Below are 15,097 nucleotides of genomic sequence, written 5' to 3' on the forward strand. Positions count from 1 at the left end.
GTTGAGGAAGGCACTGTCTCGATCCGATCGAAGAGGGGTGTTGGACATGAACTGCTGCTTCGGGAGTCTTTCAATCGACCTTTGAACACTGCCCGGTGTCGGAGGCTATGGACACCGCCGATCCTACAGAGATCTGCGGGAATTCGCGGACCGACTGGGAGCCATCAATGTTGATTTCAGTACAGGCATTGCGTGCACTCGCAGCCTGGACGGTGGTTTGCCACCATTTCATGCAGATTTTTTTCGACTTCAAGGCCCACGGGCCGATTGGTCAGCTGTTTATCGACAAGGGCGCGGTGGGCGTCGACATTTTCTTCGTCATTAGCGGTTTGGTGATCTTCCTGTCGACCGAGGGCAAATCGCTGCCGCCCGGACGTTTTCTGCTGTATCGCTTGTTCCGCATCGTGCCGGCGTATTGGTTGTACACGGTGCTGATGGCGTTGCTGGTGGTATTCGCCCAGCCGTTGGTGCCGGATCAGACGGTCAGCTGGTTACATTTCCTGCAATCGTTGCTGTTTATTCCTACCGCGAACCCGGGCGGCTACGGGATTTATCCGACGCTCAATGTCGGCTGGACCCTCAACTACGAAATACTATTCTACGTGCTGTTTGCCTGGGCGCTGTTGTTCCGCCTGCAAGCGCGCCTGCTGATCGTCGCGGCACTGCTGTTTGCGGTATGTCAGGCGTGGACAGGCTACGGCTGGATCAGTCAGTTTTATCGTTCGGACATCGTTTATGAGTTCCTGCTGGGGATCGCCATCGGCATGATCTACCGGCGCGGCTGGATCAAACCTGGTTTATGGCTGCCATTGTTGAGCATTGGCGTGGCAGTGCTGGCGATTTATCACCTGCCGCCGCAGCCGCGATTGGTGACCTGGGGATTGCCCAGCGCGGTGCTGGTGATGGCCTGCATGTCGCTGGAGCGTTTTTTCGAGCACAGTCGCTTGTTCAAGCTGTTGGGCGATTGTTCCTACTCGGTGTACCTGATGCATGTGTTGGTGCTGTCCGCAGGTGGATTCATCGCACAGCGTTACGAGGTGAATCCTTACGTGATGTTCGCTGTGTGCGTGGCGACGATTGGTGTGGGGTCCTGGGCCAGTTATATCTGGGTGGAACAAAGCAGCTATCGGTGGCTTAAATCCCGCGTTGATGGCCAATCCTCTGAGCGTAGTGAGCTTGCGCTTTCCCGACAAAAATACTAGGACTTTGTCCCGCGCGATGATTGGCGTAAACTGCGCCCAAGCCTGCGAGGAGTTTCCATGACCGCTATTACCATTACCGACGCCGCTCACGATTACCTGGCTGATCTGCTCTCCAAGCAGAACACCCCGGGCATCGGCATCCGCGTTTTCATCACCCAGCCTGGCACCCAGTACGCCGAAACCTGCATTGCCTACTGCAAGCCGGGCGAAGAGAAACCCGAAGACACCGCGCTGGGGCTGAAAAGCTTCACCGCTTACATCGATTCGTTCAGCGAAGCCTTTCTGGACGACGCGGTGGTCGACTACGCCACCGACCGAATGGGGGGGCAGCTGACCATCAAGGCGCCAAACGCCAAAGTACCGATGGTCAACGCCGACAGCCCGGTCAACGAGCGTATCAACTATTACCTGCAAACCGAAATCAACCCGGGGCTCGCGAGCCACGGCGGTCAGGTCAGCCTGATCGATGTGGTTGAAGACGGCATCGCCGTGCTGAAGTTTGGCGGTGGCTGCCAGGGCTGCGGTCAGGCCGACGTTACCCTTCGCGAAGGCATCGAGCGCACCTTGCTCGAGCGCATTCCTGAATTGAAGGGTGTCCGCGATGTGACGGACCATACGCAGAAAGAAAACGCCTACTACTGAATAAGGTGTTCGCTGCAGAAACCAAAAAACGGCAACCGTGAGTGCCGTTTTTTTATGGGTGCCCGGTTACCCATGGTCCGCTGTGGCGAGTGAGCTTACTTTGGCAAGTGAGCTTACATGTGGCGAGGGCTTAACTGTGGCGAGGGGCTTAACTGTGGAATGAGGCTCGTCTGTGGCGAGGGGGCTTGCCCCCGTTGGGCTGCGAAGCAGCCCCATTCTTTTCGCCAGCCAATGCCCGCCAGCAGATCATGCGACGGCTTCGCCGCCGAACGGGGGCAAGCCCCCTCGCCACAGGAAGCGGTCTTACCACAAAGGTGTGTTTTGCTTATGGCCTGAAAAGGTGCGCATGCCCGACGCGGTACAGCGACGATTCGCTGAACTGATCACTGCCCAGCACCCGACCCACCAGGATCAACGCCGTGCGGCGGAACCCTTTGGCTTTTACCTTTGCCGCAATGTCGGCAAGGGTTCCCACCACCCAATCCTGATCCGGCCAGGTTGCCCGATGAACCACCGCGATGGGGCAGTCCGCGCCATAGTGCGGCAGCAATTCGAGCAGAATCTTATCAAGGTGATTGATCCCCAGATGGATCGCCATGGTCGCGCCATGCTGCGCCAGACGGCCCAACTCCTCACCGGCCGGCATGGCCGTCTTGTCGGCGTACCGCGTCAGAATCACGCTTTGCGACACGTCCGGCAGCGTCAGCTCAGCCCCCAGCAGCGCCGCACACGCGGCGGTGGCGGTAACGCCGGGAATGATCTCGAACGGAATGTCGAGCTCGCGCAAGTAACGTATCTGTTCGCCGATGGCGCCGTACAGACCCGGATCGCCGGAGTGTACGCGGGCGACGTTGTGACCTTGGGCATGCGCGCTCTTGATCAGCTCAATGATCTGTTCCAGGTGCAGCTCGGCGCTGTTGACCACTTGTTCAGCCTGATGACCTTCGAGTACCGCCGCCGGTACCAGCGAGCCAGCGTAAATGATCACTGGGCAACTTCGGATCAGCCGCTGGCCTTTGACGGTAATCAATTCCGGATCGCCGGGACCTGCGCCAATGAAATAGACGGTCATCGTCGGTTCCTGTCAAAAAGAGGGCGGCAGCGCTTCAGATGAAGAACGCTCATGATCAAAAAGCGGATTTTCAGGTTTTTTAAGCGGCGCCTGCCAGGGCGAGCGTGGCTTGTGCGTATTTTTGCCGGCAAATCAGCAGCTTCGCCGGAGCCTGAGTCAGCTGTTCGGCCAAGGCGAGCGCTGCACTTTCCGCTACGCCGTAGCAGCCAGTACGCTCGAACGCGATCTGTGAACGGTGACTGAGTTGCAGTTGGTAGCCGGCCAACTGTTCGCTACTGAAAGACATCAAGGGCAACCCCAGTTGCTCGGCCAGTTCGATCAGGCCCGCTTCCTCACGCTTCAAATCGATAGTGGCCAACGCCTTGATCTGATGAAGCCCGATCTGGTGCGCTTGCAAGGCCTGATCCAGCAGTGCCCGCAATGTGCTGAGCGGGCAGCCGCGCTGGCAGCCCAGGCCGACCACTAATGTCGGCGCCGCGCCGGCATTTGTCATGTGTCGTACGGACCCGCGCTGTTGCGGCGGAACAACCCTGCGCTGATCAAGCCCAAGGCCAGCCAGAACGCGACATTGGTGAGTTGTGATGCAATTTTAAACTGCGTTTCCAGCGTTTTGGGGGCGAGCATCGAATGCACCTCCGGCTGCGGCGCGCCGATCACATGCGGTACGGCAAGGATCGCCACGCCGAGGATTTTCATCAGCCAGTGACGGCTGAACACAATGAACGCGATGCCAACTGCCGTGGACGCAGCGGTGCCGATCCACCAGACCTGGCGCTGGGCCAGATCGGCTGCGGCCGTGCCCGGCAATTCCGGTGGCAGGCCCAGGGTCGGCGCGAGCACGAAGGTGGCATAACCGGCCAGCCCCCAGAGCAGACCCTGGGCGGTTTGGGTTGGCGCGCGCAGGGTATAAAGACCGGCGAGCATCAACGCGAAACCGACAGCGACCACCAGGTTGCCACCGGTGGTGGACAGCACGCGCTGCCAGCCGTCTTCCGGTTCCCAGGCTTGGGCGTCGTGAGTGTGTGCGGCAGCACCGGCAGTGTGTTCGTGCAATTCAACAGCAGCCGGTTCGGATTTTTCGTACGTCTCGGCCTGGGTAATCAGTGGCGAAACCCAGAAACTTTGCAGAAGAGTCAGCAACAGGGCCGCCAGCAGTCCGGAAAAACCTGCGGTTTGCGCAATACGCTTGATCATGTCAGCAGGTCTCAATGGCACGGAAAGGCAGCGCTGTGGCGGGTATCGTGGGCGGCGTTGTGCACGGCCTGGATGTGCGAGAAACCGGCGAAATACACCAGAGAGATGCCAAGGATCGATGCGCAAAGGGCAGCGGCCAGGCGTTGGGTCAGGGTTGTGGTGGTGCTTTTCCCGGCAGTGCTGCCGGTGCTGCTGATGATCGACATGGCGCATCCCTCTGGGCTGTCAGCGGGTGAATGGAGCGCATGAAAAACCCCGCGAATCAGGCACGCAGAGGCTCGAACAGCGCCCGCCCACCGCGGGTTTGTCATTCGGCGAGCGTGATGCTCACCGTGTGCTGCGGGCCGGTCTCCGGGCTCACGAGGGGTTTGGCGTCAACCGGAACCTGCAAGCATCACCTTCCCATGCCGACTATCCGGCACAGTGGATTTGACGCTTCGCTCGCTTACCGTTGCGGGGGCAGCACCGGACTGACATGGCTCTGAGTAAAGCACATGATTCACCGGTTTCCCGTTTCACCCTGTAAGGGCACCCGTAACTAGGCGTGTAGGAGAGCATGGGCGGGGGTTGGGCGTCAATTGGCATGGGTTCTCATCTTTGTGGCGAGGGGGCTTGCCCCCGTTGGGTTGCGAAGCGACCCCATCATTCTTCCAGACATACCGCGCAAGCAGGTCTGACGACGGCTTCGCCGCCGAACGGGGGCAAGCCCCCTCGCCACAGGAAAATCCTCATCACAGGCAAGCCCTTCAATACAGGCAAGTCCCCTGACCACAATCGTCGGCGACCACTCCCGAACATTGACCCGCCCCAAGACCATGCGTAGCCTTGCGTGTTCGAGGTTCTTCGGCGGCTGCCGAAGCTAAGAAGGGAACGCGGTCAATGCCGCGGCTGCCCCCGCAACTGTGAACGGTGCTGTTTGCTGCCACGCCACTGCAGGTCCTGTCCAACGGATCCGCGGGAAGGCGCAGCGAACGCTGGGCCCAACGCCCGGCACACCGTCAGCCAGGAGACCTGCCTCGATACAGATTCTCACTACAACCGGGCGGGGTGATCCGGTGGCGAACTCTTCCGCGCGCGTGCGTCGCTGCGATTGTCGTCCCGTATGCCCGCCACCTTGCGTTAGGGCATCCGATGAAAACACTGGCCAAACTTCCCGTCACCATCGTCACCGGTTTCCTCGGCTCGGGCAAAACCACCTTGCTGCGGCACATGCTCGACAACGCCCATGGCCGCCGCATTGCGGTGATCGTCAACGAGTTTGGCGAACTGGGCATTGATGGCGAAATCCTCAAGCAATGTTCCATCGGCTGCACCGAAGAAGAAGCCAACGGCCGTGTCTATGAACTGGCCAACGGCTGCCTGTGCTGCACCGTTCAGGAAGAATTCTTCCCGGTCATGCGGGAGCTGGTCGCCCGTCGCGGCGACCTTGACCACATCCTCATCGAGACCTCCGGTCTGGCCCTGCCCAAACCCTTGGTGCAAGCGTTCCAGTGGCCGGAAATCCGTAGCGCCTGCACGGTGGACGCGGTAATCACCGTGGTCGACAGCCCGGCCGTGGCCGCCGGTACTTTCGCGGCGTTCCCGGATCAAGTCGATGCCCAGCGCAAACTCGACCCTAATCTGGACCACGAATCGCCGCTGCATGAATTGTTCGCTGATCAACTGGCGAGCGCCGACCTGGTCATCCTCAACAAGGCCGACCTGATCAGCCCTCAAGACCTCGCCCGCGTGCGCCTGGAAGTTGCCGAAGAATTGCCGCCCGCCGTCAAAGTCATCGAAGCCAGCAGCGGCCGCGTGCCACTGGACGTACTGATCGGCCTCGGCGCCGGTTCTGAGGAGCACATCGACAGCCGCCACAGCCATCACGATCATCACCATGTAGGCGAAGACGATCACGATCACGACGCCTTCGACTCCATCTCGATCGAACTGCCGCAAGCCGACGAAAGCCTGCTGCTGGATGCGCTGACGCAACTGGTGGTCAAACACGGCATCCTGCGCGTGAAAGGCTTTGCGGCGATTGCGAACAAACCGATGCGCTTGCTGATTCAGGGCGTGGGCACGCGGTTCGACAAGCATTTCGACCGCCAGTGGGGCGCCGACGAAGTGCGCACCACGCGCCTGGTGCTGATCGGTCAGGAACTCGACGCCGCCTTGCTTGAAGCGCAACTGCGCGCTGCGCTCAGCGTTTAAGCCATGCACCTGCTCAGGACCCAACCCGGCGGCTTTGTCTCGGATGACAACATAGCCGACCTTGGCCAGACGCCCGCCGAACTGGTGATCCTGTGCAGCGGTGACTCCAGCCTTGCGTTGCTCGCGGAAGCGGCGCGGCAATTGCCCGATGATTACCCGAGCGTGCGCCTGGCCAATCCGATGCAGGTGCAGAATCATGCGTCAGTCGATCTGTATGTCGATCAAGTGCTGCGCCACGCCAAGGTCATTCTGATTTCCCTGCATGGCGGCATCGGTTACTGGCGCTACGGCATCGAACGACTGGTAGGGCTGGCCGCGCGCGGCGTGCAGCTGATTCTGGTGCCCGGCGATGATCGCCCGGACCCGGAGCTCAGCGACCTGAGCACCGTGAGTGGGCCAGATCGCGATCGGCTCTGGCAGTTCTTGCGTCAGGGCGGCATGACCAATGCTCTGGATTTCTTCCATTGCCTGGCGAGCAGTTGGCTTGGTCGCGATTACGCTTGGGCCGAGCCACAAACCCTGCCGCGCACCGCGATCTATCATCCGCAAAAAAGCCCGGCGAACCTGAGTGACTGGCAAGCGCAATGGCGGCCCGATCAAGCGGTGGCGGCCGTGTTGTTTTACCGCTCGCATTTGCAGGCGGCGAACACGGCGTTCATCGATATTTTTTGTCAGCGTCTGCAAACGGCCGGCCTGAACCCATTGCCAATCGCCGTCGCCAGTCTGAAAGAATCCGGCTGCCTGACAGTGGTCGAAGACTGGCTCGATGAAGTCGACGCCAGTGTCATTCTCAACACCACCGGATTTGCCCAATCCAGCCCGGAAGCACCGCACCTGCGGCCGTTTCGCCGTAATGTTCCGGTGATTCAGGCGATTTGCGCGCAGGACAATGAAGCCGGTTGGCGTGCCAGCGAACAGGGCCTCGGGCCTCGGGACCTGGCGATGCACATCGCGCTGCCGGAACTGGACGGACGAATCATCAGCCGTCCGATCAGCTTCAAGGACCTGGCGTGGCGCAGCGAGCGCAGTCAGTCGGATGTGGTGTGCTATCGAGCCCAGCCCGAGCGCATGGATTTTGTTGCAGAGCTGGCCCGGCGCTGGGTTGATCTGGCGCGCGTGCCCAACGCTGAAAAACGCATCGCGTTGATCCTCGCCAATTACCCGACCCGCGACGGGCGCATCGGCAACGGTGTTGGTCTCGATACGCCGGCGGCGGCGCTGAACATCCTGCGGGCGTTGCATCAGCAAGGTTATCCACTGCCGGCCGAATTGCCAGACAGCGGCACTGCATTGATCCGGCAATTGCTCGGCGGCGTCAGTAATGACCTCGACAGCCTTGATCAGCGTCCTTGTCATCAAAGCCTCTCACTGGACGAATACCAGCAGATGTTTGACGCCTTGCCGGCGGTCAATCGCCAAGCCGTGGTCGAACGCTGGGGGCCGCCGGGCAATGATCCGATGTGCCGGGGCGGGCGCATGATGATCGCCGGTTTGCGCCTGGGGCTGACCTTTGTCGGTATTCAGCCGGCGCGGGGTTATCAGGTGGACCCAAGTGCGGTGTATCACGACCCCGAGCTGGTGCCGCCGCACGGTTATCTGGCGTTCTATTTCTGGCTGCGCCACACCTTCGGCGCCCACGCGGTGATCCATGTCGGCAAACACGGCAACCTGGAATGGCTGCCGGGCAAGGGCGTCGGGCTTTCGCACAACTGCTGGCCGGACGCGTTGCTCGGGCCGATGCCGAACGTTTATCCGTTTATCGTCAATGACCCGGGCGAGGGCGCACAGGCCAAGCGCCGCACGCAAGCGGTGATCATCGATCACCTGATGCCGCCGCTGACCCGCGCCGAAACCTACGGTCCGTTGCGTAATCTTGAACTGTTGGCAGACGAATATTACGACGCGCAATTGCTCGACCCGCGCCGCGCCCGCGAGTTGCAGCGCGACATTTTGCAGCTGGTGCGCGACACGCACATCGACCGGGAATTGCAGCTGGACGCGCGACTCGACAGCAACGCCGATGCGGCCATCTGGCTGCCGCGTCTCGACACTTATCTGTGCGATTTGAAAGAGTCGCAAATCCGCGACGGCTTGCACATTTTCGGCGAGTCGCCGGGCGGGCGTCTGCGCATTGATACCTTGCTGGCGTTGCTGCGAATTCCCCGTGGCGACGGCCGAGGCGCACAGTCGAGTCTGCTGAGGGCACTGGCCAATGCTTTCGAGTTGGGATTTGATCCGCTGGATTGTGCGTTGGCCGAGCCGTGGTCAGGCCCGCGTTCTGAAGCCCTGTTAGCGATCAGCGATGAACCGTGGCGGACCGCCGGGGACACCCGCGAACGCTTGGAATTGTTCGCGGCTGAGCTAATCGCCAACACTGATCTCCCAGAAAATGAGCCGTTGTGGCGAGGGGGCTTGCCCCCGTTGGACTGCGCAGCAGGCCCAGATCTTGGGGCCGCTTCGCGACCCAACGGGGGCAAGCCCCCTCACCACAAAAACCTGTTGCCACAAGAACGTGATTGGTCCGAGGTCAACGCAATCCTCGACCACCTCCGCGAAGTCGTCGCCCCGCGATTGGACGCCTGCGGCCCCGCAGAAATGCACGGTCTGCTCGATGCTCTCAGCGGACGCTTCGTCCCGGCCGGGCCAAGCGGCGCGCCCAGTCGCGGGCGTCTGGACGTGCTGCCGACCGGGCGCAATTTCTATTCGGTGGACGTGCGCAACCTGCCGACCACCACAGCGTGGCGCATCGGTTTCCAGTCGGCGAACCTGATTCTCGAACGACACTTGCAAGATCACGGTGATCACCTGCGTCAGCTCGGCTTGTCGGTGTGGGGCACGGCGACGATGCGCACCGGCGGCGACGACATCGCTCAGGCCATGGCGCTGATGGGCGTGCGTCCGGTGTGGGCGACGGGCAGTCAGCGCGTCGACGATTTCGAAATTCTGCCGCTGAGCCTCCTTGATCGGCCACGGGTGGACGTGACGTTGCGCGTCTCCGGATTTTTTCGCGATGCCTTTGCCAATCTGATTCGTCTGTTCGATGCGGCGGTGCAAGCCGTCGCCGGGCTGGATGAACCGGACGACCTTAATCCGTTGGCGGCCAAGGTTCGCGCCGAGCGTGAAGCGTTGCAGCAATCAGGCCTTGATACCGAGGCTGCGAGGCGGCAGGCCGGCTGGCGTATTTTTGGAGCCAAGCCCGGCGCTTATGGTGCGGGCGTGCAGGGTGCTATCGACGGTCGTCTGTGGCAGAGCCGCGAGGATCTGGCCGAGGTGTACCTGAACTGGGGCGGCTACGCTTATGGCGGCAGCGACGAAGGCACGGCCGCCCGCGAACAGTTCGCCCAGCGCCTGAGTCAGGTGCAAGCGGTGCTGCACAATCAGGACAATCGCGAGCATGACGTGCTGGATTCCAACGACTATTACCAGTTTCAGGGTGGCATGCTCGCGGCAGTGGAAAGCCTCAGCGGGGAAGCGGCAGCCAGTTACCACGGTGATCACAGTCAACCGGACCTGCCGAAAATCCGCACCTTGAAAGAAGAGCTGAACCGGGTGATCCGCTCCCGGGCGGCCAACCCGAAATGGATCGACGGGGTGAAACGTCACGGCTACAAAGGCGCGTTTGAACTGGCGGCGACCGTCGACAATTTGTTCGCGTTCGACGCCACCACGCAGTTGATCGATGATCATCAATACGCCTTGCTCGCAGATGCGTATCTGCTGGACCCGGCGACCCGGGACTTTGTCCGTGAACACAATCCGCACGCCCTGCGCGATATGACCGAGCGGATGCTGGAAGCGCAGCAGCGGGGGATGTGGCAGGAGCCGGGCGAGTACCGCGAGGCGCTGGAAAACCTGCTGCTTGATATAGAAGAAGACAGCTGACACGGCAACGTTTCCCTAGGGAGAAGAACACAGCTGACACGACACCGCTCCCACAGGGGCCAGCGTGTTCTGGACACCACCGACCCTGACTGAGAATTAACAATGTCCGATACCCCGCATTTCCCGCTCTCCGCCGTGGTCGGCGCCGACGACCTGAAACTCGCGTTGTACCTGACTGCTATCGATCCGAAGATCGGCGGCGTGCTCATCGAAGGGCCGCGCGGCATGGCCAAATCGACCCTGGCCCGAGGCCTCGCCGATCTGCTCGCCAGCGGCCAGTTCGTCACCTTGCCCCTCGGGGCGACCGAAGAGCGCCTGGTTGGCACCCTCGACCTGGATGCCGCGTTGAGTGAGGGCCGCGCACAATTTTCCCCCGGCGTTCTGGCCAAGGCCGACGGCGGCGTGCTCTACGTCGACGAAGTCAATCTGCTGCCCGATCACCTGGTCGATCTGCTCCTCGACGTCGCCGCCAGCGGCACCAACGTCATCGAGCGCGACGGCATTTCCCATCGGCACTCGGCGAAGTTCGTGCTGATCGGCACCATGAACCCGGAAGAGGGCGAATTGCGTCCGCAGTTGCTCGACCGCTTCGGGCTGAACGTTGAACTCGGTGGCCACGTGGCACCGTCCGAGCGTGGTCGGATCATTCGACGGCGACTGGATTTCGACAGCGAACCACAACGTTTCTGTGCTCAATGGGAAGGTGAGCAGCAAGCGCTGCGCGAACGTTGCCAGCAAGCTCGCACGGCATTGCCCGGCATTCCCCTGGATGACGCCGCGTTAACGCACATTACCGAGCGCTGTTTTGCCGAAGGTGTCGATGGCTTGCGCGCCGATCTGGTCTGGCTGCGCGCCGCCCGTGCTCACGCCGCTTGGCGGGGCGCACAGGCCATTGCCGAAGAAGACATCGACGCTGTTGCCGAGTTTGCCTTGCGCCATCGTCGTCGCCAGCAATCGCCGCCCGCAACGCAACAAGGCCAGGCACCGTCGACCCAGCCCTCCAGCCCGCAAGCGGGCGAGGGTCAGTGGGGTGAAATGCCTGCGCAGGCATTGCCGACCGGTGCCCGCCGTGGAGTGCCGAGCTGGCCAAAAAAGCCCTAGGCATTCGCCCTCGCTCCAACGCGGGGGCGAATGCCAGACCCCGCGCCGGCCACCTCGCTCAAGGCAGGCAGGGTACGCGTCACGCAGCACGCAGTGGCTCGATCAATTGGCCCGGCACCTTGCTCAACGGCCGTCCGCGTCAGCGTGCCGACGTGTTATTCGAGATGCGCACGCGCTCGTCGCATGAGCTTTGGCTGGTGATTGTCGATGCTTCGGCGTCGACCCGCCGGCATCACGCATTGAGCGACGCCAAGGGTTTGCTGGCGCAATTATTCGAAGATGCCTATCGCCAGCGTGCCCGGTTGGCATTGTTGACGGCCAGCGGGAATACGCCGTCCTGGCAAGTGCAGGGGTTGAAGGCGTCTGCGGGTTTGCGCCAGTGGCTTGATGATCTGGGAGCCGGCGGAGGCACGCCTTTGCTGGCAGCGCTGGCTCAGGCGCGGCAGTGGCTCAGCGTGCGCCGCAAGCGTTTCCCGGCGGAGCAGCAGCGTTTGTTGCTGATCACGGATGGCCGGGTGAAGGAGTGGGCGGGCCTGCCGACGCTGGACTGTCCGGGGTTGCTGATTGATATCGAACGCGGGCCGATACGGCTGGGGCGGGCGAGCCAGTTGGCGATGGAACTCAGCGCCCATTATTGCCATATCGATCAGTTGACTTGAGGCTGAACGTTTCTCGCCAGCAGCTTCGCTCCGACAGGGATCGCGCCGGCTCGTTCGCGGGCAAGCCTTGCTTTTACAAATTTTGTAATGAATTCCCGCTGTAGGAAAAGTCTGTTCAGCCTGTACTCTTCAAGGCCGTTTTCCTTTCTGGACTTGCATGAACACCCTCCTGGAGCCTCCCGGTTTCTCTCCATCCCTGCGCAAACGCGCCGCCCCGAAGCACGCGAAGTACCCGGTCTTTCGACTTCTGAACCCTCTTGCCATTGCAGCCCCACGGCCTCTGTGCCGCGCTTTGCCGTGCCCGGCATTCTGAATTCACTGAAGAGATCGAGACATTTTTATGGAATGGATTGCTGACCCCACCGCGTGGCTGGGCCTGTTGACGTTGATCGTGCTGGAGCTGGTGCTCGGCATCGATAACCTGGTGTTCATCGCGATCCTCGCGGACAAGCTGCCCCCCGAGCAGCGCGACCGGGCGCGGCTTATTGGTCTGTCTCTGGCGTTGTTGATGCGCCTTGGCCTGCTGGCCAGCATTTCCTGGCTGGTGACCCTGACCCAGCCGCTGTTCGAGGTGTTCGACAAAAGCTTCTCCGGCCGTGATCTGATCATGCTGTTCGGCGGTGTGTTCTTGCTGTTCAAGGCCACCATGGAATTGCACGAACGGCTCGAAGGGCATGTCGGCGAACGCTCATCCAACACGGCGTACGCGCTGTTCTGGCCGATCGTTGCACAGATCGTCGTGCTCGACGCGGTGTTCTCGCTCGACGCAGTGATCACCGCCGTGGGCATGGTCGATGAACTGGCGGTGATGATGATCGCGGTGATTATTTCCATCGGCCTGATGATCGTCGCCAGCAAACCGCTGACGCGCTTCGTCAACGAGCACCCAACCGTGATCATGCTGTGCTTGGGCTTTTTGATGATGATCGGCTTCGCGCTGACTGCCGAAGGCCTGGGTTTCCACATTCCGAAGGGCTACCTGTACGCGGCCATTGGCTTCTCGATCCTGATCGAAGTGTTCAACCAGATTGCCCGGGCGCGGCGCAAGAAATCGGCGCAAGGTGTGCGGCCAATGCGCGAACGCACGGCCCATGCGGTTTTGCGTTTGCTCGGCGGGCGCAAAATGGCTGCCGAAGAGGTTGGCGAAGACATTGCCGATTTGCTGGATAACGGCGAGACGCCGAATGAAGAGCTGTTCGACCGTCGTGAACGGGTGATGATCAGCGGCGTGCTGCAACTGGCTGAACGACCGATTCGCAACTTCATGACAGTGCGGGCGGACGTCGACCACATCGACCTGGCCGACGATGCCGAAACCATTCGTACGCGATTGATGCACTCGTCCTACTCGCGACTGCCTCTGATCCGCGACGGCGCCGTGGATGAGCCGTTGGGCTTCGTGCACAAAAAGGAATTGCTGAAGGAATACCTCGCCGGTAACGAGCCCAGCCTGGAGCACTTGGCCCGTCAGGCCATTAATCTGCTCGACAGCTATTCGATCCTCAACGCCCTGGAACAGATGCGCAAAGCCTCGACGCACATCGCATTCGTGGTTAACGAGTTCGGCGATTTCGTCGGTTTGCTGACCATGACCGACATTCTTGAATCGATCGCCGGCGAGTTGCCCGATGCCAGCGAAATCGAAGGCCCGGATGTGGTCGAAGAGCAGGGTGGATTCCTCGTCAGCGGCGCGTTGAACCTGATGCGCGTACGCCAGCTAACAGGGTTCGCAGCGCAACCTACCGAGGATTATCAAACGCTTGCCGGGTTGGTGGTGAGCTTGCTGGATCGCCTGCCGATGAGAGGTGACAGCCCGGAATGGGAGGGCTGGCGGTTGACCGTGGTGGCGGTGGAGGAGCGGCGCGTGACGCGGGTGTTGCTGGCTAAAACGGAAGCTTGACTGTCCGCGCTGGCAAGACTGGGCACGGTCGCAGCGGGCGGCGGCTTGTCGCACGATACGTGAGCAACATTGTTGTAACCAGATTACTGCCATATCGATCAGCTAATTTCAGGGTGAACGTTTTTCGCCAGCAGGCTGGCTCCCACAGAGATCGCGCGCAGTCTGTGGGAGGTTCATGAATTCGCCAGGTATTCGCTCTGGTTGTTCATCAGCGTAAGCCACCCGACCTGGATTCCTCGGATGTCTTCAGCCCCTGAGCGAAGTTCGCTCCCGATGGCGGGCTTTAAATTGCCTGAATGGTCAAAGCTGTACCCGGCCCGCTGGGGAATTTGCCGGTGATCACTCGGTTAATCTCAGCGGGGCAACACGATTGTGGGCACAGGATAAGTAAATACCTCGCCCTCAGAGTTGTCCGAATAAACCTCGATACTTTGTCCAGGTGCCAATTGAGGGGGAAGTTCCCTGAAAAAACCTATCTTCCTTTCAGGCCTCCACGAAATGTAGTCCAAGGCCATCAATTGGGGAATGATGGTCGTCCCCCCATAATATTCACCACTTGGCACTGCAACGATCGCGGTGATCGAGGATTTCACCGGGAAAAGAATCGCCCCTGGGTGCGTGGCACACCTTGGAAAACCAGGTTGGTCAATGTTGCATTTGCTGGGAGGCACTTGTCCCACCACCAGGTTGGTCGACGGCGACTTTATACCGTTTACCATTACTGTGAATGAAATGGCTTTGCCCGGCAGGTTGCGAAGATCTAAGGCGCTCATTGTGAAGTCGCCATTCGCCAATGTGGAGACCTGCTTCACCGTGCCGCCATCACTGTTTACCGCTGTCACCATGAAAGGTCCGGTTGACCCGGCGCTGACGATGGTTCCGGCAATGCTCGTATCGGTTTTCGAAAGGGGTGTCGTCACGCACACTTCGGGGCCGTTCTGGCCAATCAGTTTCATGTTCAGCAACTCCCTGCATTCTTCTGGAACCGTTGCGACACTCGCGCCACGCTGAAGGCTGCAACCCGCCACTAACAGTCCGGTTATCACCGTAAATGCCAAGATCCTGATATTCATCTTTCGAACTCCCTTCGCCTGCAGTGCTTGAATCAAGAGGAATTTGAGTATTGGGCGGTATTTGCCAGGCTGTCTACTGACATAAATGACAGTTCTTATCGAGAAAATGGCTTTGTACGTTCGCGGGACATTGCCTGCATTCATTTCACCATCTGTGGCACACTTTCCGTGATCTTTCC

The 15,097-nt window shown here is 60.6% G+C and carries 12 protein-coding genes and 2 riboswitches; of the genes, 7 read left to right on the top strand and 5 right to left on the bottom strand.

Annotated elements, in window-relative coordinates:
* The first annotated feature begins 167 nt into the window (after nucleotides 1-167).
* On the top strand, nucleotides 168-1,202 hold the full coding sequence (locus tag ACYZT1_RS13290) for an acyltransferase family protein (RefSeq protein WP_462015183.1): 1,035 nt from the start codon (nucleotides 168-170) through the stop codon (nucleotides 1,200-1,202).
* A gap of 57 nt (nucleotides 1,203-1,259) precedes the next feature.
* Nucleotides 1,260-1,844, top strand: coding sequence for a Fe-S biogenesis protein NfuA (gene nfuA / locus ACYZT1_RS13295; protein WP_007898222.1), 585 nt, complete (start codon nucleotides 1,260-1,262; stop codon nucleotides 1,842-1,844).
* A 325-nt stretch (nucleotides 1,845-2,169) separates the two neighbouring features.
* Here nfuA and cobM read toward each other — a convergent pair whose 3' ends face one another.
* From cobM to ACYZT1_RS13315, 4 genes are all read right to left on the bottom strand, one after another.
* The gene (gene cobM / locus ACYZT1_RS13300; protein WP_462015184.1) at nucleotides 2,170-2,916 is read right to left on the bottom strand and encodes a precorrin-4 C(11)-methyltransferase; all 747 of its coding nucleotides are present in this window, start codon (nucleotides 2,914-2,916) and stop codon (nucleotides 2,170-2,172) included.
* A gap of 79 nt (nucleotides 2,917-2,995) precedes the next feature.
* A complete protein-coding gene (locus tag ACYZT1_RS13305) occupies nucleotides 2,996-3,409 on the bottom strand; it encodes a cobalamin biosynthesis protein (RefSeq protein WP_462015185.1) in 414 nt (137 codons plus the stop codon).
* A complete protein-coding gene (locus ACYZT1_RS13310) occupies nucleotides 3,406-4,110 on the bottom strand; it encodes a CbtA family protein (RefSeq protein WP_462015186.1) in 705 nt (234 codons plus the stop codon). Before ACYZT1_RS13310 ends, ACYZT1_RS13305 begins: the two co-directional genes overlap by 4 nt.
* An 11-nt stretch (nucleotides 4,111-4,121) precedes the next feature.
* Nucleotides 4,122-4,316 carry a CbtB domain-containing protein gene (locus tag ACYZT1_RS13315; protein ID WP_462015187.1) on the bottom strand — a complete coding sequence of 65 codons (195 nt, stop codon included), beginning with the start codon at nucleotides 4,314-4,316 and terminating at the stop codon, nucleotides 4,122-4,124.
* 119 nt (nucleotides 4,317-4,435) lie between these two features.
* Nucleotides 4,436-4,661: riboswitch (cobalamin riboswitch) on the bottom strand.
* A 268-nt stretch (nucleotides 4,662-4,929) separates the two neighbouring features.
* Nucleotides 4,930-5,143, top strand: a riboswitch (cobalamin riboswitch).
* Nucleotides 5,144-5,241: 98 nt separating this feature from the next.
* On the opposite strand from ACYZT1_RS13315, the gene cobW reads away from it, so the two are divergent.
* From cobW to ACYZT1_RS13340, 5 genes are all read left to right on the top strand, one after another.
* Complete coding sequence (gene cobW / locus ACYZT1_RS13320) at nucleotides 5,242-6,303, top strand: cobalamin biosynthesis protein CobW (protein WP_462015188.1); 1,062 nt, start codon at nucleotides 5,242-5,244, stop codon at nucleotides 6,301-6,303.
* 3 nt (nucleotides 6,304-6,306) lie between these two features.
* A complete protein-coding gene (cobN, locus tag ACYZT1_RS13325; RefSeq protein ID WP_462015189.1) occupies nucleotides 6,307-10,185 on the top strand; it encodes a cobaltochelatase subunit CobN in 3,879 nt (1,292 codons plus the stop codon).
* A gap of 102 nt (nucleotides 10,186-10,287) precedes the next feature.
* Nucleotides 10,288-11,286, top strand: a complete 999-nt coding sequence (locus ACYZT1_RS13330) for an ATP-binding protein (protein WP_462015190.1) — start codon at nucleotides 10,288-10,290, stop codon at nucleotides 11,284-11,286.
* A complete protein-coding gene (locus ACYZT1_RS13335; RefSeq protein WP_462019245.1) occupies nucleotides 11,268-11,945 on the top strand; it encodes a vWA domain-containing protein in 678 nt (225 codons plus the stop codon). The genes ACYZT1_RS13330 and ACYZT1_RS13335 overlap by 19 nt, the downstream gene beginning before the upstream one ends.
* A gap of 340 nt (nucleotides 11,946-12,285) precedes the next feature.
* Nucleotides 12,286-13,845, top strand: coding sequence for a TerC family protein (locus ACYZT1_RS13340; RefSeq protein WP_462015191.1), 1,560 nt, complete (start codon nucleotides 12,286-12,288; stop codon nucleotides 13,843-13,845).
* A 353-nt stretch (nucleotides 13,846-14,198) separates the two neighbouring features.
* Here ACYZT1_RS13340 and ACYZT1_RS13345 read toward each other — a convergent pair whose 3' ends face one another.
* A complete protein-coding gene (locus ACYZT1_RS13345; protein WP_462015192.1) occupies nucleotides 14,199-14,918 on the bottom strand; it encodes a hypothetical protein in 720 nt (239 codons plus the stop codon).
* Nucleotides 14,919-15,097: the final 179 nt, after the last annotated feature.

The organism is Pseudomonas sp. PB3P13 (assembly GCF_054897735.1).

Bases quoted from the DNA above. Each gene is read 5' to 3' on its own strand.
- cobN (WP_462015189.1), top strand. From the start codon at position 6,307: ATGCACCTGCTCAGGACCCAACCCGGCGGCTTTGTCTCGGATGACAAC.
- cobW (WP_462015188.1), top strand. From the start codon at position 5,242: ATGAAAACACTGGCCAAACTTCCCGTCACCATCGTCACCGGTTTCCTC.
- nfuA (WP_007898222.1), top strand. From the start codon at position 1,260: ATGACCGCTATTACCATTACCGACGCCGCTCACGATTACCTGGCTGAT.
- ACYZT1_RS13345 (WP_462015192.1), bottom strand. From the start codon at position 14,918: ATGAATATCAGGATCTTGGCATTTACGGTGATAACCGGACTGTTAGTG.
- ACYZT1_RS13340 (WP_462015191.1), top strand. From the start codon at position 12,286: ATGGAATGGATTGCTGACCCCACCGCGTGGCTGGGCCTGTTGACGTTG.
- ACYZT1_RS13315 (WP_462015187.1), bottom strand. From the start codon at position 4,316: ATGTCGATCATCAGCAGCACCGGCAGCACTGCCGGGAAAAGCACCACC.
- ACYZT1_RS13290 (WP_462015183.1), top strand. From the start codon at position 168: ATGTTGATTTCAGTACAGGCATTGCGTGCACTCGCAGCCTGGACGGTG.
- cobM (WP_462015184.1), bottom strand. From the start codon at position 2,916: ATGACCGTCTATTTCATTGGCGCAGGTCCCGGCGATCCGGAATTGATT.
- ACYZT1_RS13310 (WP_462015186.1), bottom strand. From the start codon at position 4,110: ATGATCAAGCGTATTGCGCAAACCGCAGGTTTTTCCGGACTGCTGGCG.
- ACYZT1_RS13330 (WP_462015190.1), top strand. From the start codon at position 10,288: ATGTCCGATACCCCGCATTTCCCGCTCTCCGCCGTGGTCGGCGCCGAC.
- ACYZT1_RS13305 (WP_462015185.1), bottom strand. From the start codon at position 3,409: ATGACAAATGCCGGCGCGGCGCCGACATTAGTGGTCGGCCTGGGCTGC.